Source organism: Marinobacter salexigens, from assembly GCF_018860765.1.
Classification (GTDB): domain Bacteria; phylum Pseudomonadota; class Gammaproteobacteria; order Pseudomonadales; family Oleiphilaceae; genus Marinobacter; species Marinobacter salexigens_A.
This window is the reverse complement of the sequence record NZ_JAHKPV010000021.1, coordinates 146,385-168,644: the sequence shown is the minus strand read 5'-3', so window position 1 is coordinate 168,644 and position 22,260 is coordinate 146,385. Positions and strand designations below refer to the sequence as shown.

Sequence of the window (22,260 nt, the reverse complement as noted above, 5' to 3'; positions counted from 1 at the left end):
TTACTTTGACTTCGCAATCCGATGATAGGTTTTCAGTAAAAGCCGCAATAAAGGCGATGACGGAGCAGTTGGATGTCTGCAATCAGCAGGAAGCTGCCCGTATCGCTAAATTGGTTGCAAGAACCAAGGGAAAGTCTGGCCAGAAAGACTTAGAAAAGATGGCCAAGTGGCTTGAGCGGGGGCTTGCAAAGGTACAACAGCGCCAAGCTCTGCATAAGCCAGCTAGCTTTCCTGAAGGCTTGCCGGTTTCCGATCGCGTAGACGATATTCGCGAAGCGATTGAAAACCATCAGGTTGTAATTGTTGCTGGCGAAACCGGCTCCGGTAAAACCACCCAAATACCCAAAATCTGCATGAACATGGGTCGCGGTATTCGGGGCTTGATTGGTCACACACAGCCAAGGCGCATCGCTGCCCGCAGCGTGGCTGCCCGCATTGCCGATGAGCTGGGCGAACAGGTTGGCCAGCAAATTGGCTATCAGGTGCGGTTTACGGATAACACCTCCGAGCAATCCCGGGTCAAGGTTATGACCGACGGTATACTGCTGGCTGAAGTCCAGCATGACCGTTTTCTTGACCGTTACGACACGCTGATTATCGATGAGGCCCATGAACGCAGCCTGAACATCGATTTCCTGCTGGGTTACCTCAGGCAGTTGCTTCCCAAGCGGCCTGATCTCAAAGTTATCATTACCTCCGCTACCATCGAAGTGGATCGCTTTAGCGAGTTCTTTGACAAAGCGCCGGTGCTTGAGGTTAGTGGGCGAACCTTTCCTGTCGATATACGTTATTGCCCGCTCGTGGGTGATGAAGATGATCGTGATCAGGGGTGGAACGATGGCGTGCTGGCCGCTCTGGATGAAATTGAACAGCACGAACGCAGAGGGAAGTTGCCTCCGGGTGATGTGCTGGTGTTTTTGCCCGGTGAGCGGGAAATTCGCAACCTGAGCAAAGTGCTACGCCATGCTGAGCTTCTGCATACAGAAGTATTACCCCTGTATTCCCGGTTGAGTAATCAGGAACAGAATCGGGTATTCCAGAGCCACCGTGGCCGCCGTATTGTACTATCAACCAACGTGGCGGAAACGTCGCTCACGGTGCCGGGTATTCGCTACGTTATCGATACCGGTGTTGCTCGAATCAGTCGCTACAGTGTGCGCTCTAAAATACAGCGGCTACCCATCGAACCTGTCTCTCAGGCTAGTGCCAACCAGCGGGCAGGGCGTTGTGGTCGTGTTGCACCGGGTATTTGTTTTCGTCTTTACGATGAAACCGACTTTCTTAATAGGCCGGAGTACACAGACCCGGAAATACTGCGCACCAATTTAGCCTCCGTTATTTTGCAAATGGCCACCTCCGGTCTTGGCGAAATTCGTAACTTCCCGTTTCTGGAAGCGCCGGATAAGCGAATGATCAACGACGGCTATAAGCTGTTAGAAGAACTAAGCGCTGTGGACGGCCAGCGCAGGGTAACCAAGCTTGGGCGTACCATGGCGAAGCTGCCCTTGGATCCGCGCTTGGCCCGAATGCTTGTAACGGCTGCCGACCATGGTAGTTTGGCAGAAACTCTAACCATTATTGCTGGCTTGAGTGTTCAGGATCCGAGAGAGCGTCCGCAGGACAAACAGCAGGCTGCCGATCAAGCCCATGCACCGTTTAATGACAAAGAATCTGACTTTGTCACTTTGCTCAACATCTGGAACTTCTACGAAGAGCAAAGGCAGGAGTTGTCCCAGAACCAGCTGAAAAGAGTCTGCCAAAAAAGTTTTCTAAGCTGGATGCGCATGCGCGAATGGCGCGATATTCACCGACAACTTACGTTGATTTGCCGTGATCAGAAGCTATCGTTCAACAAAGAAGCTGCGTCCTATGAAGCCATGCATAAGGCAATTCTGGCCGGGCTGTTGGGTCAGGTGGCGACCAAGGTAGAAAAAAAAGAGTATTTGGCCACGCGCAACCGCAAGGTGATGATTTTTCCCGGCTCAAAAGTATCCAAAACCGGTCCTAAGTGGATAGTAGCTACGGAAATCGTGGAAACCAGCCGGGTATTCGCCCGCATGGTGGCCGCCATCCAGCCCGAATGGATAGAGCCTTTGGCCAGGCACGTGGTGAAGCGCCATTATTTTGAACCGCACTGGGAACAGAAAAGAGCTCAGGTGATGGGGTATGAAAAGATTACCCTCTATGGCCTTGATGTGGTGCCCAAGCGGCCCATCGCATTCAGTAAGATCGACCCGGTTGAATGCCGTAATCTGTTTATCCGCCATGCATTGGTAGAGGGCGACTATCGCTCAAAAGCCCCGTTTATTAGCCGCAACCGCGAGATGTTGGTCAGTGTAGAGGATCTTGAGAAGAAAACCCGCCGTCGCGATCTACTGGTGGACGATGAGGTGCTGGTTAGCTTTTACGATGAGCGCTTACCTGAAGACATCGTTAGTGGTCGCCATTTTGAAAGCTGGTGGAAAAGCCTAGCCGCCGAAGAACTGCGAAATCTTGAGCTGACCGAAGCGGATGTGCTCCAGCGGCCGCTTGACGCTCAGGCGGCAGATCTTTATCCGGACTTTCTGGAGTGGGAGGGTGTTCGTTATCCGCTTAGCTATGAGTTTGAACCAACAAGCGAACGCGATGGCGTTACTCTGCAAGTGCCGCTTATGGCGCTGCGTCAGATTCCGTCCCGGCGTTTGGAGTGGTTGGTGCCTGGTTTGCTCAGGGAAAAGTGCATTGCGCTTGTAAAAGGGCTACCGAAAGCCCTACGGCGTAATTTTGTACCCGTGCCGGATTTTGTAGACGCTGCCATTGCCAACCTCCAGCCGTCAAACCAGCCTCTGGCGCTTCAGCTTGGTGAACAGCTACGCAAGATGACGGGCGTACAAATTGACCCTGAAACCTGGCCAAAAGATGAACTGCCCCGCCACCTAAGGATGAACCTGAGAGTGCTTGGGGATGGCGGTAAAGTGATTGCAGAAAGCAGGGAGGCCGGCGAGCTTCAAGATCAACTTGAAGGACGAGCCGAGGAGGCCTTGGCATCGGCAACCCGCGAAAGCACGGATCAGGAACCCGCTGGCGAATTCACAGATTGGGAATTTGGCGAGTTATCGCAGCAGGTTCAGACCGAAAAGGGCGGTATGCAAATCACGGTTTACCCGGCGCTGGAAGATCTGGGTAAACGGGTGAAAGAAATCCGGTGTCTTGACCGCCTTACAGCAGTAAGTTCAACCCGCAAAGGTATTGCGCGGCTTATCCTGAACCGTTTTGGTAATACGCTGGATGATCTTGAACGCAAACTCCCGCACTTTAAACAATCGGCCCTGATGTTTGCGCCTATCGGGCAGGCAAAAGTGCTTCTGGACGATTTGCTCCTTGCTACGGCAATAGAGCATTTTTTACAGGACCAAATGCCTTATACCCGTGAGGCCTTTGATACGCTCGTCGATCGACATAGGGGCGATTTTATTCCCGCCCTTGAACAGGCTGATGAGCGGCTTTACCAAGCCATGGTGGGTTATCAGAAAGTTGCCAGACAGCTCAAAGGTAAGATTAATCTGGCTTTGGCAAACAGCATGTCGGACTTAAAGTTTCAGATGCAAAACCTTGTTTATCCCGGTTTTTTGGTCGAAACGCCGCCTCAATGGCTGACTGAGTTTGGGCGTTATTTTGAAGCTGCTCTGGTTAGGCTGGAAAAAATGTCTAGAGAAATGGGCCGTGAGCGGGAGTTCCTGCACCTTATGGAGCCCTTGTGGACCCGTTATGCAAAAAAGCGAGATGAGCAGCAAAAACAGGGCGTTCGCGATCCGGAATTGGTTGTTTATCGCTGGATGCTTGAAGAGTTTCGCGTATCGTTTTTTGCCCAGCAACTGGGAACGGTGATGACGGTGTCCGCCAAGCGCCTCGATAAACAATGGCAGTTAACGAGAATTTGACCGCGTAGTCTTCGCCTTTGGTAGGGTTTCTGCGGGCGGGCAAAATCTATGGACTGTGTTAGTATTTCTGAAAGTGCGATATTCCTTTCTTTCTATTTTCATATTCATGTCGTGGGGTTAGCGTGATAAAAGCCGTCATTAGCGGAACCGGTCTGTACACACCTCCAGCAACCATCGATAACGATGAACTGGTTGAAGCCTTTAACCAATTTGTCGAGATGTACAATTCCGAACATGCCGATGCCATTGAGCGCGGTGAAACGGAAGCCTTGCAGCCGTCATCCTCGTCGTTTATCGAAAAGGCCTCGGGAATCAAACGCCGACATGTTATCGACAAAACCGGCATTCTTGACCCTAAACGCATGGCTCCGTACATTCCTGAGCGGAGCAACGATGAGCCTTCGGTTCAGTGTGATATGGCCGTTATCGCCTGCAACGAAGCCTTGGCGCAGGCAGGCAAAAAAGCCAGTGATGTAGATTCAGTTATCGTTGCCTGCTCCAACATGCAACGCGCTTACCCGGCCGTCTCCATTGAAGTGCAGAGCGCTTTGGGCATCGACGGCTTCGCCTACGATATGAACGTGGCCTGCAGCTCTGCAACGTTTGGGTTGCAAGCAGCGGTTAACTCGGTTGAAAGCGGTGCTGCGCGCGCCGTGTTGGTGGTTAGCCCGGAAATCTGCTCTGGCCATCTGAACTTCCGAGAGCGCGACAGTCATTTTATTTTTGGTGATGCCTGCACCGCTATTCTGGTGGAGCGTGAAGAAAACACTAAGCCAGACCTAGGGTTTGAAATTCTTGGCACTCGCCTAAAGACGACCTTCTCGAACAATATCCGCAACAATTTCGGCTTTCTGAACCGGGCCGACGAGTCTGGTATTGATAAACCCGATAAACTATTTATCCAACAGGGTCGTAAAGTATTCAAGGAAGTGTCGCCGTTGGTCGCTGAAACTATTCAGGGCCATCTCCAGAGCCTGTCGCTAGCGCCGGACAACCTACGCAGAATGTGGCTGCATCAGGCCAACCTGAATATGAACCAGCTAATCGCCCGTAGGGTGCTTGGCCGGGACGCAACTGAAGACGAGGCCCCGGTGATTCTTGATGAATACGCTAACACCAGCTCCGCGGGCTCCATTATTGCCTTTCATAAACACAAAGATGATTTTACTAGTGGCGACGTGGGGGTTATTTGTTCCTTCGGTGCCGGGTATTCCATTGGCAGTGTTGTAGTGCGCCGACGCTGATAGCGAAAACCAACAACCCAAGAGTTGAGCATGACAAAAATTTCACCCCGGGGCTGGCTTGCTGTCATGCCACTCACGGTCATGTTGGCAGTGATTTTTTCAACGGCGCCTGCGTTGGCTCAGAACGCACCAGAGCCTGTCCCCGAGGGCGCACCCGCAGTCAACCCGCAGGATCCGTATGAGAATTGGAACCGAAAGGTTTATGCATTCAACGATACCATTGACCGTTGGGCGTTGAAGCCTGTAGCCAAGACCTATCGCACGGTGGTGCCAAACTTTGCCGATCGCGCTATCACCAATTTTTTCAACAACCTTTCGGAGATTCGGAATTTCACCAACAGCGTGTTACAGCTGAAGGGGGAGTCCGCCGTTGTTGCATTTGGCCGGTTCACTTTCAACACAGTGTTCGGCCTTGGTGGGTTGTTCGATGTTGCAACAACATTTGATTTGCCGGAAAGGCCTGAAGACTTCGGTCAGACGCTTGGTTACTGGGGCGCTGGGTCCGGCCCCTATCTAATGCTGCCCTTTCTTGGGCCGTCCAGCCCGCGACACCTAACAGGTCTGGGCGCCGACGGCTTTGCCTTCCCGTCTGCCTGGGACGAAGTCCATAGCCCTGAAACCTACTATGCCAGAGGGCTTCAAGTTGTGGACACACGCGCCGATTTAATACCAGCAGAGGGTTTTATTTCCGGAGACGCTTATACGTTCGTTCGCAATGCCTTCCTGCAACGAAGAGAGTTTTTGATTAACGATGGCAAGGTAACCAAAGACCCGTTCGCCAGTGACGATAACGATGACCTAATGCTGGATGACTTCTGAGTTTTATCGTCATCCAAGAGGGACACGTGGTGCTTGCAGATCCAAAGATCCATAAATTCCGCAAAATGCTGGCCGAGGCACCGAATTACGAGGTGTGGAAGGCCGCAGCTTTGGAGCTGGATTTTCTTGAAGGCAACGCCGAATGGAAAGAAGATTTTGCCTCCGAGCATTACCACTACGAGTTGCTGTATGACCGCCTCAGCAGCATCAAGCAGTATCGCGAGCAGAACGATTTCGAGCGTCTTAAACGGGCGCTGCGCGAAGGCCTTCATCACGACCTTGGCAACATGGGAAATCCCGCCCTATATACCCGTTCGCGGGTTGGCACCAAGCATCTGATTGAGGAATACATTGCTCAGGCCTGTGAAGCTCTGGATTTTCTGTGTGATCAGCCGATCCCTGATTTTCCGGTGGCTGATAAATTACAGTTTTTCCGCGACACCCTCACAAGCTATGGCCGGCCAACACTCCTGTTGAGCGGCGGTGCTAGCTTAGGCATGTTTCATTTTGGGGTTATCAAAGCCCTTTGGGAACGAGGACTGCTGCCTCAGGTTGTTACAGGGTCAAGCGTAGGTGCCATAGTTGCGGGTATGTTGGGCGTACACACAGATGCTGAAATTCCCGAGATGCTGGTGCCGGAAAACCATAACCTGAGCGCGTGGAAATGGCGCGGCTTGATCAGTGCCATGCGCGGTGAAGGTTTAATGGATCAGGAACAGCTGCGCTCATGCCTTAGAACCAATATTGGCGAATACACGTTCGAAGAGGCCTACCAACGCACGGGGCGCTCGATCAACATGAGTGTCTCACCTGTGCAGGCACATCAAAAGGCTCGGTTGTTATCCGGCTATACGTCACCCTATTTGATGGTTTGGAGTGCGGCTCTAGCCAGCGCAGCCGTGCCCGGTATTTTCCCGCCGGTTACCTTGATGAAAAAAGACCTTCAAGGGCATGCTTTGCCGTACATGCCCAGACTCAAATTTGTGGATGGGTCCGTTGTCAGCGACCTGCCCATTGAGCGCTTGATGCATCTTTACGATGTAAATTTCACCATCGTCAGCCAAACCAACCCCCACGTTGTTCCTTTTCTGAATGACAGGGGTAAGGATGAGAAGTTGTCCTTGGCCAACCTGCCCATGCACCTTCTGAAATCCGAGATACAGTTTCATGGCCGGGGAGTATTCGATTACCTTCGCAAACGTGCCCGCCCGGAGATGCTTCGGCAAATCTCGGGTCAAATGTATACCATTATGGCCCAGAGGTATTCAGGTGATGTAACCATTGCGCCTAGCTATGGCTTCAAAGACTATAGCCGAATGCTAGCTGACCCTAAGCCGGAATACGTGCGTGAAATGACTCTGGCGGGTGAACGTGCAACCTGGCCAAAAATCTCCATGATCCGCTCCCATGCACGCATCTCCAAAACCCTAGAACGCTGTGTGCGCCGCCTGAAACAGCGAAATCGCCGCAGTGTTGCAGACCTCAGGCTGATAAACAGCGCTGATTCCGGAACATCGTGAGATGACAGGCCCGCGAGGCGGGCGGTATGATACGCTGCTAAAGAGCCTGGCCCGGTAATTGGCCGATTAGCCCGGCGCCTGAGTATTAGACTGGACGCCCATGTATTACGACTTCTTCGGTTTCAGAGAACCGCCGTTCTCGATTGCTCCCGACCCCCGTTATCTTTATTTGAGTGAACGCCACAAAGAGGCGCTTGCGCACCTAATGTATGGCGTTCAGGGGCAGGGCGGCTTTATTGTTATTACCGGAGAAGTTGGCACCGGTAAAACCACTGTGAGCCGCTGTTTCATAGAAAACGCTCCGGCTCATGTCGACATTGCCCTGATTCTCAACCCTAGGCTGTCTGCCCGGGAATTGCTCTCCGCCATTTGTGATGAATTGGAAATAGCCCACCCTTCGGGGGCCACCATCAAACAGATGGTGGATCTGATAAACCAGAACCTGCTGAAAGCTCACGCGGCGGGTCGGCATAAGGTTTTGATGATTGACGAAGCCCAGAACCTGTCTGCAGATGTGCTTGAGCAGCTTCGCCTTTTAACCAATCTTGAGACTGCTGAAAAGAAGCTTCTTCAAATTGTGTTGCTGGGCCAGCCAGAATTGCAGCAAATACTCGCGCTGCCTAAGCTACGCCAACTTAACCAGCGGGTAACCGCCCGATACCATCTGGATGCCATCAGCAGTGATGAGCTACCGCTATACTTAAGCTATCGGCTTGGGGTTGCGGGTATGCGCGGTGATGTATTTACGCCTGCTGCTATCCGAAAGCTATACCGTTTGAGTAATGGTATACCTCGTCTGATTAACCTAATCAGTGACCGTGCCCTGCTCGGCGCCTACGCAGAAGGGGAGCACGAGGTAGGCGCCGCCCACATCCGGCAGGCGGCAAAAGAAGTCGCGGGCAACAAAAACCAAGGGCCGAAGCCTTCCGGCACGGGTTTTAAACCGGACTTGTCCCGCTACCTTGTGCTCGCCGCGTCTGTGCTATTGGCGATCATCATTACCTATTGGGTGTACCAGCAATGGTCGGCACCGGAAGTGATAACGCAGGTAGACGCAGCGCCGGTAGAGTTGGTTGGAACCGTGCAGCGTGACGATATGTTGGGCGCAAAAGACGAAGATCCACACCCGGTTGTGGCGGATGACACCCCTCCAGGAAAAGCACCAAGCCTAAGCCCTTTCCGGTTCCCAGAACAGGCGTTGAGTTTGCCCGCCGCCTTTCGAGAGTTGTTTGATATATGGGGCCTTGCGTACAGCCCTTTGGAATCGCCGATTGCTTGTGAGTTTGCCCGAGCCTCCGGCCTTGATTGTTTAGAGCGACAAGGTAGTCGGCGAAGTCTGGAATTTCTCAACAGGCCAGCCATGCTGATGCTACAGGATGAGGCGGGTAATCGAGGCTACGCAGTGCTGCGGCATGTTGACGGCGATGTTGCTCAAATTGCGTTACCTGAGGGCTTGATTAGGGTGTCGTTTTCCAGTCTCGAATCGTTTTGGTTTGGGGAGTACCGGGTGCTATGGCGGTTGCCAGATTATGTGAATACCAGCGTGGATAAAAACGATGTTACCAGCGAGGAACTTTGGATTGGGGTTCGCATGATGGAGCTTGCAGATACCTACGGTGAATCGCCCGCTGACGCCGCTAGAATAAAGCGTATTTCTGCCCAACAACAGGTGCGTTGGTATCAGTCGTTGCGGGGGCTAACCGTTGACGGCATTGCGGGTGCCATGACGGTTATTCAGATCAACAACGATCTTGATGCAGAGGGTCCTAGACTTATGGGCACCTTGCCCGAAGGCAAGGGTTAGACTATGTCCTATATTCTTGATGCTCTCAGGAAATCGGAAACAGAGCGCCGTCAGGGCAAAGCGCCGGACCTCGGGCAACAGGTACAACTGATACACCGCCCCAAGAAACGGCGAACGTCGCCCGTGGTTTGGGTCGCACTGGCGCTAATGGTAAACGCCGGAGTATTGGCGGTTGTGTTCTGGCCGGAGCCAACCACGCCAGGGCTTGAAGCAACGCAAGTGCCCGTAAGTGAAGCAGCCAGTCCTGTTCTTGCAGCTAAGCCTGAACCAATGCCTGAATCAAAGCCTGAACCCATGCCCCTGAAAGAGCCCGAAGTCGTCCAGCAACCGGAGCTAGTGGCTGAGCCCATAATCGAACCTGTCCGCGAACGGCCAACTATTATTACGCCGTCTTTGCGTCCGGAGCGGTCGATACCCGCTGTCAGCCAGAGCGGCGTCAGGCCACGGGTCCCGCACTTGGTGGAGTTACCCCTTTCGTTTCAAAAGAGTATCCCGGACTTGGTGTTCAACAGTCATATCTATTCAACAGACCCCTACGCCAGCCGGGTGATGATCAACGGCCACTATCTTAGCCAAGGTGAATCCTTTTCCGGTATTACGGTAAAAGAGGTCACAGAAAATGGCGTTGTACTCAGCAAACAGGGTAGAACCTTCCGCGTAGGTGTTGTTCGCGACTGGGTGAGCCCGCGCTAATGGCATTAACCGAGGGTATAAAACAGCAAATACAGCAAAGTTATCGGGAAGTACTCGCAGGCAAGGGCGTGCGTGCCCGCTACGGTCAGCGCTTAATGATCGCCGAAATTGCCAAATACATGGGTGAGATCACTGAAAACGATGGTCAGCGTACCTCGCCTCCTGCAGCTTGTGTGGTTGAAGCTGGTACAGGTACCGGTAAAACTCTGGCCTATTTGATAGCAGCGATTCCCGTGGCCCGGGCACTGGGCAAAACCTTGGTGATTTCAACTGCCACTGTAGCACTGCAAGACCAGATTGTTCTGAAAGACCTTCCGGATCTGAAAAAGCACAGCAAAATGGATTTTAGCTGGACGCTGGCCAAAGGCCGGGGCCGGTATTTGTGCATGTCCCGTTTGGAATCCCGGTTGCACGACGAAGGGAACGGCGACAGCGATACCATGCCGCTTTTTCTTCTGGATAGCCCCGGCACAGAAGAGCCGGGCACCCGCGCATTCTTTGAGGAAATGCTGGCAAGTTATGGTTCCCGCAAGTGGGATGGAGACAGAGACCACTGGCCGGAGCAGATACCGGACGAGATTTGGCGGCAGGTAACGACTGATCATCGCCAGTGTACTAACCGGCACTGCAGCTACTTCGACAGTTGCGCATTTTTTGATGCCAGAAAAGACTTGGATGAAGTAGATATAGTGGTGGCAAACCACGACCTTGTTCTTGCCGATCTGGCTCTAGGTGGTGGGGCTATCCTGCCAGAGCCCGAAAACGCGTTGTTTATCTTCGATGAAGCTCACCATCTGCCAGACAAGGCGTTAAATCACTTCGCGGCGGCTGTCCCGATAAACTCTACCCGACAATGGCTTAAGCAGCTATCTCAGGCGCTTGCCAAAATGCAGCCCTATTTGGCGCCCGCAACTCAAGCCGCTAAAACGGTTGACCGAATCAGCTCGGCCTCCCGCGATGTGGATTTGGTGTTGGCCCGCGTTTACGAAGAAGCAGAGCAGAATACCGGGTGGGAGTTTAATGAGGAACGGCGTTCAGCACAGTGGCGTTATCCTGAAGGTGAGTTGCCGGAGGCCTTGGCTGAACTGGCGGCCGAAAGCCGTATTGCCACTGCTAATCTGGTACGCCACTTGGGTGCGCTAGCCGACGAGTTGCAAGGTGCGTTTGACGAACGGAAGCAGCATGAAATTGACCGGGATACGGCAGAAGCCTGGTACCCGGTAATCGGTGCCTTTCACAGCCGTTCCGAGGACCAATTACGGCTGTGGACAGCTTGGACGGAACAGGTTGGCGGCCCGAAGGTGCCTGAGGACAGCGAGCAAGCCAACAGCGACTCAAAACCCAAAAGCCCATCACACAAAAGTCCCCCTCCGGCCCGTTGGAGCGTGCGGCAGCGTTGGGACCATGCAGAAGATATCACGTTGTATAGTTCGCCAGTGTTGGCTAATAATCTGCTTTATTCAAGGCTGTGGTCACGAGCCTACGGCGCCGTGCTTACCAGTGCCACACTGACAGCGCTTGGCCGTTTTGACCGGCTTCAGGCCAGAGCCGGGTTGCCGGAGGCAAGCCGTTTGCTGGTCGTGCCCAGCTCCTTCCGTTACGCAGAAATGGCCACGGTTGAAGTGCCGTCCATGGCGTGTATACCTACCGATGATGGCTTTGCCGACGAGCTGATTAAACGTTTACCGCATGTATGGGCCGGTGAAACTGCCACACTCGTGTTGTTTACCTCTCGCCGACAGATGCACCAAGTGCGAGATGCACTGGCCCCGGAATATCCAGACTTGATCATTACTCAGGACGATATGTCCCGGGGTGAAGTGCTGCGCCAACACAGGAGCCGCATTGATGAAGGCAGGGCCAGCGTTTTATTTGGCGTGGCCAGCTTTGCAGAGGGTATCGATTTGCCCGGCAAGTATCTGCACCACGTGGTGATTACCCGGTTACCTTTTTCGGTTCCAGACGACCCCATTGAAGCGGGTTTGGCTGAGTGGATTAGCCAGCGTGGTGGTAACCCCTTTATGGAAATTACCGTGCCGGATGCGTCCATTAAGTTGGTGCAAGCGGTGGGTAGGCTGCTGCGAACGGAAGACGATACGGGCAGAGTGAGCATTCTTGATCGTCGTATTGTCTCAAGACGTTACGGGCAGTTGCTGCTGGATTCGTTGCCACCGTTTCGGCGTATTATTGAGCGGTAGGAAAAGCGAGCAGCAAGAAAACAAAAAGGTAAAAGCATAAAAAAGAAGCCAGCCCGTGGGCTGGCTTTTACAAAGGGTTCTGAAAGAACCCGTGCGTAGAGATAAAACGCAATAAGAAGTCTGAAGGCCTGAAGTTTCAGAAATCAATAGTAAGGGCTTGCCTCACCGTGGTAACAATAATAAGGGAGTAGGGGGCGTAGCCGAATCGTCCAAAGGGCGTAGTCTGGGTAATAATTTCCGATAAAGTGTGATGCGTATCACATAATTCTCACACCTTAATGCGTGAGGATGCCCAGTTCCCGGGCCCGGACAAGCGCTTCAGTTCTCCTGCCTACACCGAGTTTGCCATAGAGATTTCTTATGTGCGCTTTAACTGTTGCAGGTGCCACGCCCATACTGGCCGCAATATCCTTGTTCGAATATCCAGCGTTAATGAGTTCCAGCACCTCCAGCTCACGTTGGCTAAGAGGCTCTGCAAGCTTTCTGACAGAATCGTCTGCGACGGTTTGGCGCTGGTCCGGCTGAGTATTTGGTGCAGCTGTTTGGTCCTTTTCATCACTAGCGCTCTCAGTTTTCGGGCTCAAGAGCATGTCGGTTAGGCTTGTATGCCAGCTGCCGCCAGTTTTCACCGTGGCGGAGGCGAGCAACAGTTCTTGCAGCCGGGGGCTTTCCTCGGCAAAAAGTCTCAGAAAGCCCGCCTCGGCTGCCATGCCAACAGCTTGCGCCAGTCGATCCTGACACTCTTTATCACGATTTAGCTGCGCCAAAGCTTCGCCGGACACCAGCAGCGCTTCAACCAAGTGCCGGTTATGCTCATTTCGCTTGGTATCTGATATAAGCGCTTCCAAAATCTTCAGGGCCTGTTCGGGCCTGCCCTCGGCAACCAGAAGCCGGGCGTAGCTGATGCTATTTTGTTCTCGGTTCAGTGGGTTGGTTATGGTTTGGCTTTCTACCGACTCTAGAATCCGCCGGGCCTCGCCGGGTTGGCCCTCTGCCAGAAAACATCGGGCTAGGAGAGCAGAGCTGGCGGGCGGTTCAAAGACAATGTGTTCCCTGCGCTTTCGCCCCACTTGCTCGGCGTCTTCAAGATAACCTATGGCGTCTTGATAGCGGCTATCGCTGAAGGCGAGGTGCCCGCGAACATGCTGAATAATAATGTGCTGCCCTGGCTCAGCGCCTTTGTTGACATGCTCTAGCAAAGGTTCGAGGTGAGCGGCTGCATCCCTAAGCTGGCTGCGCTCCCGGAAAATCTCGGTCAATGCGGCGCTAAGCCAACATGAGATTAGCCTTGGTTGGCTCGGGTCTGAGTAATGCTGGTCAACCCACTTGCGCACCTCTGTGCAAGTATCCAGAGCGAGATCCATATCGCCCCGGTTGTACTGTATCCATGCCAGCAGGCCTCCGCTGGAGAGAACTGTGCTTGGTTTGCGTTCAACCTGTCCGTAATGAACGGCAGATTTCAGCGTGTTCTCGGCACCGGGTAGGTCCCCTTTGCCATAATCGTCCAATCCAATGCCGTAATAGGTTACCGATTTCAGCGGAATTCGCGTGTGGTCTATGTCCGCAAGAACTTGTTTGGTTAGGTCGCTTGCGCTTTTATCATCGCTACGAGAGCGGGCGAGGTAAGAGCGCACAAGAGATACTTCGCTCTGCAGGCCAAGCGCACCCTCAGCATCCGGAGCCGAATCGGCAACGCGGCGGTCTAGCAAGTCTTCAATGTTGGAGAGTAAGGGTTCAAGATGATCAAGCCGGTTTGCGAAAAAACGCCCCCATACACGCAACATCTGCAATTGAGCGCTTTCCTCGACCTGCTCTGCGGGCAGCGCATCGAGCCAGTTTAGAACCGGTAGATGGTAGCCTCCGTGAATCAGGTTGTTACCGTGGGTTGCGAGAACCTTTGCCAACCATGGCCAGTCTTCCTCCTGCACAATCTGGGCAATGGCTCCTTGGACCTGCCCATGATTGAGCAACCATTCCACGGCCCGTTGCCAGAGAGCATGAGCACGCTCCGGGTCGGTGTGGCGAATTCTCTGTAGCAAAGCATCACGAAATAAATCGTGATAGCGGAACCACTCATTGTGATTATCCAGCGGAATCAGAAAAAGGTGCTGTGACAGCAGGTGCTCTAGCTTTTCCTGGCTGTCGTTCGTGTCTCGAAGGGTGTCACACAAAGAGGCGCACAAACGTGGGCAGCACGAAGTGTCCAGAAGGAAGGCCACGGTATCTTCTGGCTGTTTGTCCAACACCTCGCTGAGAACATAATCACTAATGTGCCGCTCATTGATGCTGAGGGCAGCCTGTGGGCTGTTTGAATCAGTGGCAGGGTTGTTTTGTTCGAAGCCGCTGTCACTTCCGGAAAGCGCAGACAGCTGCATAGCTGCGACCCAACCCTCTGTACGGCGACAGATAGCCTGTACATCCTTCTCTGAGATGCTAAGCCCCATGGTGTTGTGAAAAAACTCGCGGCATTCGTCTTCGGAAAAAGCCAGCAATGCCGGGTGAATTTCCTGCAGCCATCGGCGCACGCGCCAGCGGGGCAAAGGCAGGGGAGGTTCCGTGCGGGAGACCAAAGTAACGGTAACCCCTGCTGGCAGGTAATCAATAAAATACCCGAACTGGCGATGAATCCGGTCGTTGGCAGCAAACTGAAAATCATCCAGCACTAAAATCCATGGGCTGCCATCTGTTGCCAGTGCGTTCACCAGTGCGGTTATGGCGCTGCTTAGACTGTCGTCAGTATTGCTAGAAAGGTTCTTGTGGCAAGACTCTAAACCGGTAAGGCCCGCGTGCTCGAAGGCGCTTGCAACATATTGCCAAAAGCGCTGGGGGTCGTCGTCGTGCTCATCCAAAGATAACCATGCAATTGGCCCAGTGGTGCGTGCGCACCACTGGCTTACCAGCGTTGTTTTACCGAATCCTGCTGGCGCTACTACAAGGTTCAAGCGCTTTGGATGGCCTGACGCTAACAGAGAGCTTAGCCGTTCACGCTGCACGGCTCTTGAATCAGAGGCGGGCCTAAGGAATTTGGTTGTTAACAGCATGGGTGTCCTGCGAACCGAATAAAAGAATAATGTCGAATTGTGTGCTTTGTCTCCGGCAAGTCAATGGCTGCAGAAACAAACGGGGTGTTTTAGGCTGCGGATATGCAATTTTGGTCTAAACTGAATCAAAGAGTTCATCTATATTAAAAAAGAATGAAAAGTGGGCCTTTTATGCGTATTCTTGACCCTTATTTGCCCGCTTATATCCACATGCAGCCCGCCTAAGGTCGGACATTCAGGGAGCCACAGAGTCAATGAAACTACAACAGTTGCGCTATATTTGGGAAGTTGCGCACCATGATCTCAATGTGTCGGCAACCGCTCAGAGCCTTTTCACATCTCAGCCGGGTATTTCCAAACAAATTCGGCTTCTGGAAGATGAGTTAGGGCTTGAGATTTTCGCCCGTAGCGGAAAACACCTTACTCGCATCACCCCGGGTGGTGAAATCATCGTCCGCGAGGCCGGGGAAATTCTACGCCGGGCTGAGGGGATTAAAAAGATTGCTCAGGAGTTTAGTAATCAACGTAAGGGCGACCTGAGCATTGCCACCACCCATACCCAAGCACGGTACGCTCTCCCGCCGGTTATCAGTGGCTTTATTGAATCCTACCCCGATGTGTCTTTGCATATGCACCAGGGCACGCCCATGCAAATATCTGAAATGGCCGCAAACGGTGCCGTTGATTTCGCCATTGCGACAGAAGCTATGGAGTTGTTTAACGATCTTATTATGATGCCCTGTTACCGATGGAACCGCACGGTGATAGTGCCCAAAGACCACCCGCTTACGCAGTTGCCAGAGCTGACTCTGGAGGCTTTGTCTGAGTATCCGCTGGTAACTTATGTGTTTGGCTTTACCGGGCGGTCGAAGCTGGATGAGGCGTTTAAAACGAAAGGCTTAACACCCAAAGTGGTGTTTACAGCAGCGGATGCCGACGTTATCAAAACCTATGTGCGATTGGGCCTAGGCGTTGGAATAATCGCCAGCATGGCATTTGACCCCAAAGCCGATCCGGATTTGGTCGCTCTGGACGCGAAGAAGCTGTTCAGCCCAAGTGTTACGCGGATTGGTTTCCGCAAGGGCACCTTCTTGCGCGGTTATATGTACGAGTTTATCCAGCGCTTTGCTCCCCACCTAACCAAAGAAACGGTTGATGAGGCCGTGGCGCTCCAGAGCAATCGCAGTGAAATCGAAGCTTTGTTTAAAGACGTTGAACTGCCGACCTTTTAAACGGTCGGCATTCCACATAGCCTCAATTGCCAAACGTATTTACTGGCGGGCGATCAGGTTGCCCGCATGCAGGCCACATTCTTTCTGGGTAGCTTCTTCCCACCACCAGCGGCCTTCCCGTTCGTGCTGCCCGGGCAACACCGGGCGAGTGCAGGGTTGGCATCCAATACTGACAAAGCCCTTTTCATGTAGCTTGTTGTAGGGAGCTTCTGACATGCGGATGTAGTCCCAAACTTCTTTTGATGTCCAATTGGCCAGTGGGTTGAACTTTACTAATGCTCTATCCGGGCCAGAGAAGGTTGCATCTTCCTGTACAACTGGAACTTCGTTGCGGGTACCGGGGCTCTGGTCTTTACGTTGGCCAGTTATCCAGGCATCGACGCCTGCAAGCTTGCGCTTGAGAGGGCTTACCTTACGAATGCCGCAACACTCGCTGTGGCCGTCCTCGTAAAAGCTGAACAGTCCCTTTTTGTTGACCAGATCTTGAACGTCGCCGGTATCCGGGAATAGCACCTCGATATCGATGCCATAATGCTTGCGAACGCTCTCAACAAACTCATAGGTTTCCGGATGCAGGCGGCCGGTATCGAGAGTGAACACCTTTAAGTTATCTGTCAGCTTATGTGCCATTTCGATGAGCACCACGTCTTCGGCGCCACTGAAAGAAATAGCGATGTTGTCATAGCGTTTTAAGGCAGCCTTCAGAATAGCCCTTGGGCTTTCGCCATTCAGTTCGCTCTGTAGATCGTGGATATTGCTCATAAAAATCACTACCTGATGCGTATTTGGTGGCAGGTTAGCATTAAATGCCTAATTCCATGAAGTAATGACAATCTATATGGTTATGCCTGATTGGGTGATTTTAGGCTGTGAATCCTTTGATTTGTTGCAATGCACGATGCATTCTCCGCGTGTTTTTCTTATGATATCGCGTCTATAAACGGGGAGCGGGCCTTGCTCCTTTTCAGAATTCTAACTCGCAACATTGAATCAGGAGATTACTGTGGAACTGGCATGTCTTGACCTTGAAGGTGTATTGATCCCGGAAATCTGGATCGCATTTGCAGAAAAAACCGGTATTGAAGAGCTCAAGGCGACCACCCGCGACATTCCTGATTACGATGTGCTGATGAAGCAGCGTCTACGTATTCTGGATGAGCATGGCTACGGTTTGCCAGCCATTCAGGAGGTGATCAGCACACTGGACCCACTACCGGGAGCACGGGAGTTTTTGGATTGGCTGCGCGAGCGGTTTCAGGTGGTGATCCTATCGGACACCTTCTACGAATTCGCCATGCCTTTGATGAAAAAGCTAGGTTACCCGGCGTTGCTGTGTCACAAGCTGGAAGTTGCAGACAACGGCCAGATTACCAACTACCTGCTGCGTCAGAGAGATCCTAAGCGACAGTCAGTGCGGGCCTTCCAGCTGTTGAACTACCGTGTAATCGCAACCGGGGATTCCTACAACGACACCACCATGCTGGGACAGGCTGAAGCGGGCATTCTATTCCACGCACCCCAGAACGTAATTGACGAGTTCCCTCAGTACCCAGCTGTGCAGGAGTTTGAGGAACTGAAAAAGGAATTCCTGAAGGCGAGTGCTGTTCATAGCGTTTGATAGCACACTGCACAAATTAAAGCCCTGTTTTGTAGGGGCTCTTGAACCGAAGCGGCAGTCAGTCGCTTCGGTTCAGATTCTCCAGAAAATCCATCAAGGGTTTCACTTTTGTGAGCGTTTCCTGATATTCGCTCTCCGGGTCGGAATCTGCAACGATTCCTCCGCCACCCCAGCAGCGGATGCTTCCTAGTTCTTCAATTCCCGGTTCAGCTTCACCGCTTTCACATAGCATGGAGCGAATGGCAATGTTGCTGTCTAAAATGCCATCTAAGCTGCGATAAAACACCGATCCGCAATACGGGCCACGCCAATGGGGTTCGAGCTCACGAATAATTTCCATGGCGCGGATTTTGGGCGCGCCTGTTATAGAGCCTCCGGGAAAGGCATCGAATAACACCTGCATGGGTAAAGCATCTTCCGCCAGCTCGGCTCGAATGTGGCTGACCAGATGGTGAACGTTGCGGTAAGACTCGAGCGCAAAGAGGCTATCTACCGTAACCGATCCTGCCGCAGCGTGGACACTCAGGTCATTGCGCAGCAAGTCTACAATCATCAGATTCTCGGCGCGGTCTTTTTCTGATGCTTCCAGCTCAGCGGCAAGGGCCACATCTTCAAAAGTTGTCTCACCTCTTGGTCGAGTGCCTTTAATCGGGCTGGTTTTAACGGTATTGCCACGAATTTCCAGAAAACGTTCGGGGGAAATAGAGAGCACGGCCCCCGACCCGACTCTTAAGAATGCGCTATAAGGGGTGGGGTTAGCTTCTGCCAGTGCTTGAAATGCCTGCCAAGGATTTCCTTTGTAGCAGCCTTTGAATTCTTGAGACAGGTTCACTTGATAGCAGTCACCTGCGTTAATGTATTCCTGAACCACCCCCACACCCGTAGTAAACGCTTCAGCTGGTTGGCGCGCTTTAAACGGTGAAATCATGCGCCAGTGTTTAGCGTTCTCGTTCGGCTCTGGCTGAATCTGGTTTTGCCAAGACTCAAGGGCACGCCGGGTATCTTCCGGACATTCCGGATGAACCCAAAGATGGTAAGTATCGGTAGCCCGGTTATGGCTGGCGGCCCAAAGGTAGAAGCCAGCGAAGAGCAAGGGAGTTGCTGGAGAAGGGCACAGTGGGGAAAGCCGGCTTTCTTTGATGTACCCAAATTCGTAACTCAAAAAACCGACCCAGCCGCCCGTTAAAAAGCCTTGTGGCTCCTGAACTGGAACCTCGTAACGTGTAATCAGACTTTCCATTTCGCTGGAAAGCTGTCTCGTATTGATTGGCTCACTGGGCTTAGCATCTACGCGCTTCGTTGTAATCGCGCAGGCGGTAAAGCCACTAAACAACCCGCGGCCATGGCCTGCTCCCGTGCTGCCCAGATGGGCAAAGTCCGGCTCGTTGGCGGCGTTCTCAAGCAATTGTTCGTAGGCTTCACGACTAAGCAGGGAAGAAACAGAAAGCGGCAAATTAACTCCGGTTAATTAGAAGAATGATACTTAGGCCACAAAACGGGCATTGTCGGCTCCCGCAGGCCGCTGGTCTAATGGAGAACCACAAAACGACCAGCTACCAGCCCGGATTCGGAAAACCGCATTCTAGCCGAGTTAGCCAGCCTTAGCGTACCCATTAACGCAAATACAACAGGAACAAGAATCATGCCTTATCTTGGAAACCCGCTGCTACGCGCTCTTTTGCTGATTGTTGCCATTGGTGCGCCTATGGCTAACGCACAGACGGCGCCTTCGGGTGAATTGACTGAGGAGCAGGAGATGGCGATTAAGAAAGAACTATCTAAATACGCAGTCCTCGGTCAGCAGCAAATACTCTATTTAACGAAGCAGGCGACGGATGAGTATACGGAGACATTGACGGATTCAGAACCCAATATGCCCGCTGCATGGATGCTTTTAGAAGACGGCAAAACAGTTAAGCGCATCAATATCGATGAGCAGGCCGAGGGTGCACCCGCGCAGATACGAATTCTTATGTATCGCGCCGCTTTAAAATCCGTTGCGCGTCCCGGGAAAATTCATGCCTCAGTTATCTTATACACTGGGAAAATCCGCGAGGGCAGCGAAGACGAAGCACTCGTTGTGGAGTTCGAGCATCGATTGGGCATCTCGGGTAACAAGGTTATTCCATATCAAGTAGATAACGGCAATGTCTCGTATGCAGAGCCGGTGACGAGTGAAAAGCCTTTTCAAATTTTCCATGACAGCAAACCGGCTGGTGCGAGAAGCGAAAATTGATTTGAGACGCAATCGTGGTTTGTTACGGGGTGTAAAGGTTGTGTTAAGGAAGTGTGAATGGAGTCACGGACTAGGACTGTAAAACAATCTTAAATGGAATCGTGGAGTAACGGACTTCACACCCAAAATTAAAAACTCAACCAATAATAAGTATGAGTTTATTAAGGAGAACAAAATGAAAGGCCTGAAAAAAATTGCTCTAGTAGCAGCTATTGCTGCAGCACCTCTTGCAGCCAACGCTGAACTGCAAGCTATGAACGACACCGCAATGGGCGACGTAACCGGTCAGGCCGGTGTGACCATTGAGCTGGAAACCAAAGTAAGCATTGGTCAGTTCAAGTATACGGACGAAGGTTCCTTCGCAGTAAACGACATCGTACTTGGTGGTGCTGGTGTCACCGCTGACGGCGCAGCAGCTGGCTACGGTGACCTGTTGGACCAATTGAAAATTGATATCGACGTTCTTGATGACGGCGACGCTAAAATCCACGTTAGCACTCTTGACGGCGCTCCGATCGACTGGGGTCTGGAAATTGGCAGCATGGAGCTGCTAGCTGGCAGCACCGGTTCAGACAGCACAACGCTAATCTCTAATTTGAGTGGTTACGGTAACTTGGCGCAGCTGGATATTCAGGTTGATACCGCAACTGACCACCTGAACCTTGTAGCAGCGTTTGACGTTACCGACATGGACTTCGACGTTGAGTTTATGGGTGTTGGCATCCGTGATCTCACTATTAGCGGTGCAGGCGGAAACTTCGACTACGATGGCGACGGATCTGTAATGGCTGCTGACGCTGACGGTGAATTTGGACTTGCTCCAACTTCACAGGAAGCCCAAGTACTCGCAGGATTTGCTAATGTAAATCTAGATATCTACAAAGGTGCTGGTCTGGGTGCATCCACTGCAACTGACGTTCTGCGTATCGACGTGAACAACGTCTACATGGACGTAACTATCGGTGCTGTTGAAATCGGTGGTACTTCCATCGGTTCACTGGCCATCGATAACTTGGCTGTAACCGACACCAAGCTGGCTGTATACGGTCACTAATTTGACCTGAACACCAGTAGTGTTAAAACGCCCCGCATTGCGGGGCGTTTTTCGTTCCGGTAGAGCACAATCGGAAAAGGTAGTCCGGGCAGCAATAAAAAACGGCAGCTTGAATCTTCAAGCTGCCGTTTTTTGATTCGGGGTTTATCTTATAAAGTGCTCGATTCTCTACTGATCCGGCACCTTGATTGATAGATCAAACCCACCACCCGGTCTTGGCGTTAGCTGAATCGGGCCTTCGTTAATCCCTTGCGGCAGCTGTATCCGGTCTATACCTGGCGGTGTGCCAATCGAGAAATTCAGATTCTGCCCATCAAAGCCTATGCCTAACTGATCGTTCAGAAACGACTGTGTAAAAGGCTCATCCGGAATCTGCATCTGCTGCCCAAAAACAAGCGGTGGAAGGTTGGGCGTAAACTCTGCGGGAGGCTGGGCTCTGGCTAGCTCGTCCTGAGGGAGTAGCAGTGCACGGCGCAGGAATTCTTCTTCTGCGTTTGCGAGGGCGTCTGAATTACCTTCCTCGGTCAATCGTTGCAGTGCTTCCCGGTAAGCTTCTTCTTCCGCTTCGGTAATAACCGGCTCGCCGGGGGAAATAGTTAGAGCTCGGATAATGCGCTGGCGGTCAGCTTCCGATTTTCGGCCTTCTCTTGGTACTACAATAACTGCAGAATCTTTCACGTAGGTGTCGACCATTTCATCGGAGGTCATGGTCTGGACGCCTGCGACAGTTGGAGCTGAAGCCACTGAGGCAAGTACTGCGGCAATCGCTGCTGCAATGTTGGTGGTGTTCTTGGTGAAGGTCGCTGCGCGGGAGGTGTACCCGGCAGGCAAGTTTTGGTGGTTCATAGTCTGGCCTCTTGCTGCGATGAGCTCAGGTACGA

General features: G+C 52.4%; 15 protein-coding genes. 11 read left to right on the top strand and 4 right to left on the bottom strand.

What is annotated here, in order from left to right; genetic code table 11:
- Positions 1-56: 56 nt before the first annotated feature.
- The 7 genes from hrpA (at position 57) to dinG (ending at position 12,198) form a co-directional block, all read left to right on the top strand.
- Positions 57-3,920, top strand: a complete 3,864-nt coding sequence (gene hrpA, locus KO508_RS14445) for an ATP-dependent RNA helicase HrpA (RefSeq protein ID WP_216009771.1) — start codon at positions 57-59, stop codon at positions 3,918-3,920.
- A 122-nt stretch (positions 3,921-4,042) separates the two neighbouring features.
- Positions 4,043-5,164, top strand: a complete 1,122-nt coding sequence (locus KO508_RS14440) for a beta-ketoacyl-ACP synthase III (RefSeq protein WP_216009018.1) — start codon at positions 4,043-4,045, stop codon at positions 5,162-5,164.
- A 30-nt stretch (positions 5,165-5,194) separates the two neighbouring features.
- Positions 5,195-5,983, top strand: coding sequence for an MlaA family lipoprotein (locus KO508_RS14435; RefSeq protein ID WP_216009017.1), 789 nt, complete (start codon positions 5,195-5,197; stop codon positions 5,981-5,983).
- Positions 5,984-6,009: 26 nt separating this feature from the next.
- A complete protein-coding gene (locus tag KO508_RS14430; RefSeq protein WP_354668040.1) occupies positions 6,010-7,503 on the top strand; it encodes a DUF3336 domain-containing protein in 1,494 nt (497 codons plus the stop codon).
- Between the two features lie 100 nt (positions 7,504-7,603).
- Positions 7,604-9,307: an ExeA family protein gene (locus KO508_RS14425; RefSeq protein ID WP_216009016.1), complete on the top strand. Its 1,704-nt coding sequence runs from the start codon at positions 7,604-7,606 to the stop codon at positions 9,305-9,307.
- Between the two features lie 3 nt (positions 9,308-9,310).
- Positions 9,311-10,000 carry a general secretion pathway protein GspB gene (locus KO508_RS14420; RefSeq protein ID WP_216009015.1) on the top strand — a complete coding sequence of 230 codons (690 nt, stop codon included), beginning with the start codon at positions 9,311-9,313 and terminating at the stop codon, positions 9,998-10,000.
- A complete protein-coding gene (gene dinG, locus KO508_RS14415) occupies positions 10,000-12,198 on the top strand; it encodes an ATP-dependent DNA helicase DinG (RefSeq protein WP_216009014.1) in 2,199 nt (732 codons plus the stop codon). The genes KO508_RS14420 and dinG overlap by 1 nt, the downstream gene beginning before the upstream one ends.
- A 275-nt stretch (positions 12,199-12,473) precedes the next feature.
- On the opposite strand, the gene KO508_RS14410 is transcribed toward dinG, so the two are convergent.
- Positions 12,474-15,239 carry a LuxR C-terminal-related transcriptional regulator gene (locus KO508_RS14410; RefSeq protein WP_216009013.1) on the bottom strand — a complete coding sequence of 922 codons (2,766 nt, stop codon included), beginning with the start codon at positions 15,237-15,239 and terminating at the stop codon, positions 12,474-12,476.
- A 254-nt stretch (positions 15,240-15,493) separates the two neighbouring features.
- On the opposite strand from KO508_RS14410, the gene cysB reads away from it, so the two are divergent.
- Positions 15,494-16,471, top strand: coding sequence for an HTH-type transcriptional regulator CysB (gene cysB / locus KO508_RS14405; protein WP_216009012.1), 978 nt, complete (start codon positions 15,494-15,496; stop codon positions 16,469-16,471).
- A gap of 39 nt (positions 16,472-16,510) precedes the next feature.
- Here the strand turns inward: cysB and KO508_RS14400 are convergent, their stop codons facing one another.
- Positions 16,511-17,233: a phosphoadenylyl-sulfate reductase gene (locus tag KO508_RS14400; protein ID WP_216009011.1), complete on the bottom strand. Its 723-nt coding sequence runs from the start codon at positions 17,231-17,233 to the stop codon at positions 16,511-16,513.
- A gap of 241 nt (positions 17,234-17,474) precedes the next feature.
- On the opposite strand from KO508_RS14400, the gene thrH reads away from it, so the two are divergent.
- Positions 17,475-18,089 (top strand): bifunctional phosphoserine phosphatase/homoserine phosphotransferase ThrH, encoded by a 615-nt coding sequence (gene thrH, locus KO508_RS14395; RefSeq protein ID WP_216009010.1) that lies wholly within the window; start codon positions 17,475-17,477, stop codon positions 18,087-18,089.
- Positions 18,090-18,147: 58 nt separating this feature from the next.
- On the opposite strand, the gene pabB is transcribed toward thrH, so the two are convergent.
- The gene (gene pabB, locus KO508_RS14390; protein WP_216009009.1) at positions 18,148-19,542 is read right to left on the bottom strand and encodes an aminodeoxychorismate synthase component I; all 1,395 of its coding nucleotides are present in this window, start codon (positions 19,540-19,542) and stop codon (positions 18,148-18,150) included.
- Between the two features lie 189 nt (positions 19,543-19,731).
- Between pabB and KO508_RS14385 the strand changes: the two genes are divergently transcribed.
- Positions 19,732-20,325 carry a hypothetical protein gene (locus KO508_RS14385; protein ID WP_216009008.1) on the top strand — a complete coding sequence of 198 codons (594 nt, stop codon included), beginning with the start codon at positions 19,732-19,734 and terminating at the stop codon, positions 20,323-20,325.
- A 175-nt stretch (positions 20,326-20,500) separates the two neighbouring features.
- Positions 20,501-21,379: a DUF6160 family protein gene (locus tag KO508_RS14380; RefSeq protein ID WP_216009007.1), complete on the top strand. Its 879-nt coding sequence runs from the start codon at positions 20,501-20,503 to the stop codon at positions 21,377-21,379.
- Between the two features lie 168 nt (positions 21,380-21,547).
- Here KO508_RS14380 and KO508_RS14375 read toward each other — a convergent pair whose 3' ends face one another.
- Positions 21,548-22,225 (bottom strand): hypothetical protein, encoded by a 678-nt coding sequence (locus KO508_RS14375; RefSeq protein ID WP_252738143.1) that lies wholly within the window; start codon positions 22,223-22,225, stop codon positions 21,548-21,550.
- Positions 22,226-22,260 lie beyond the last annotated feature (35 nt).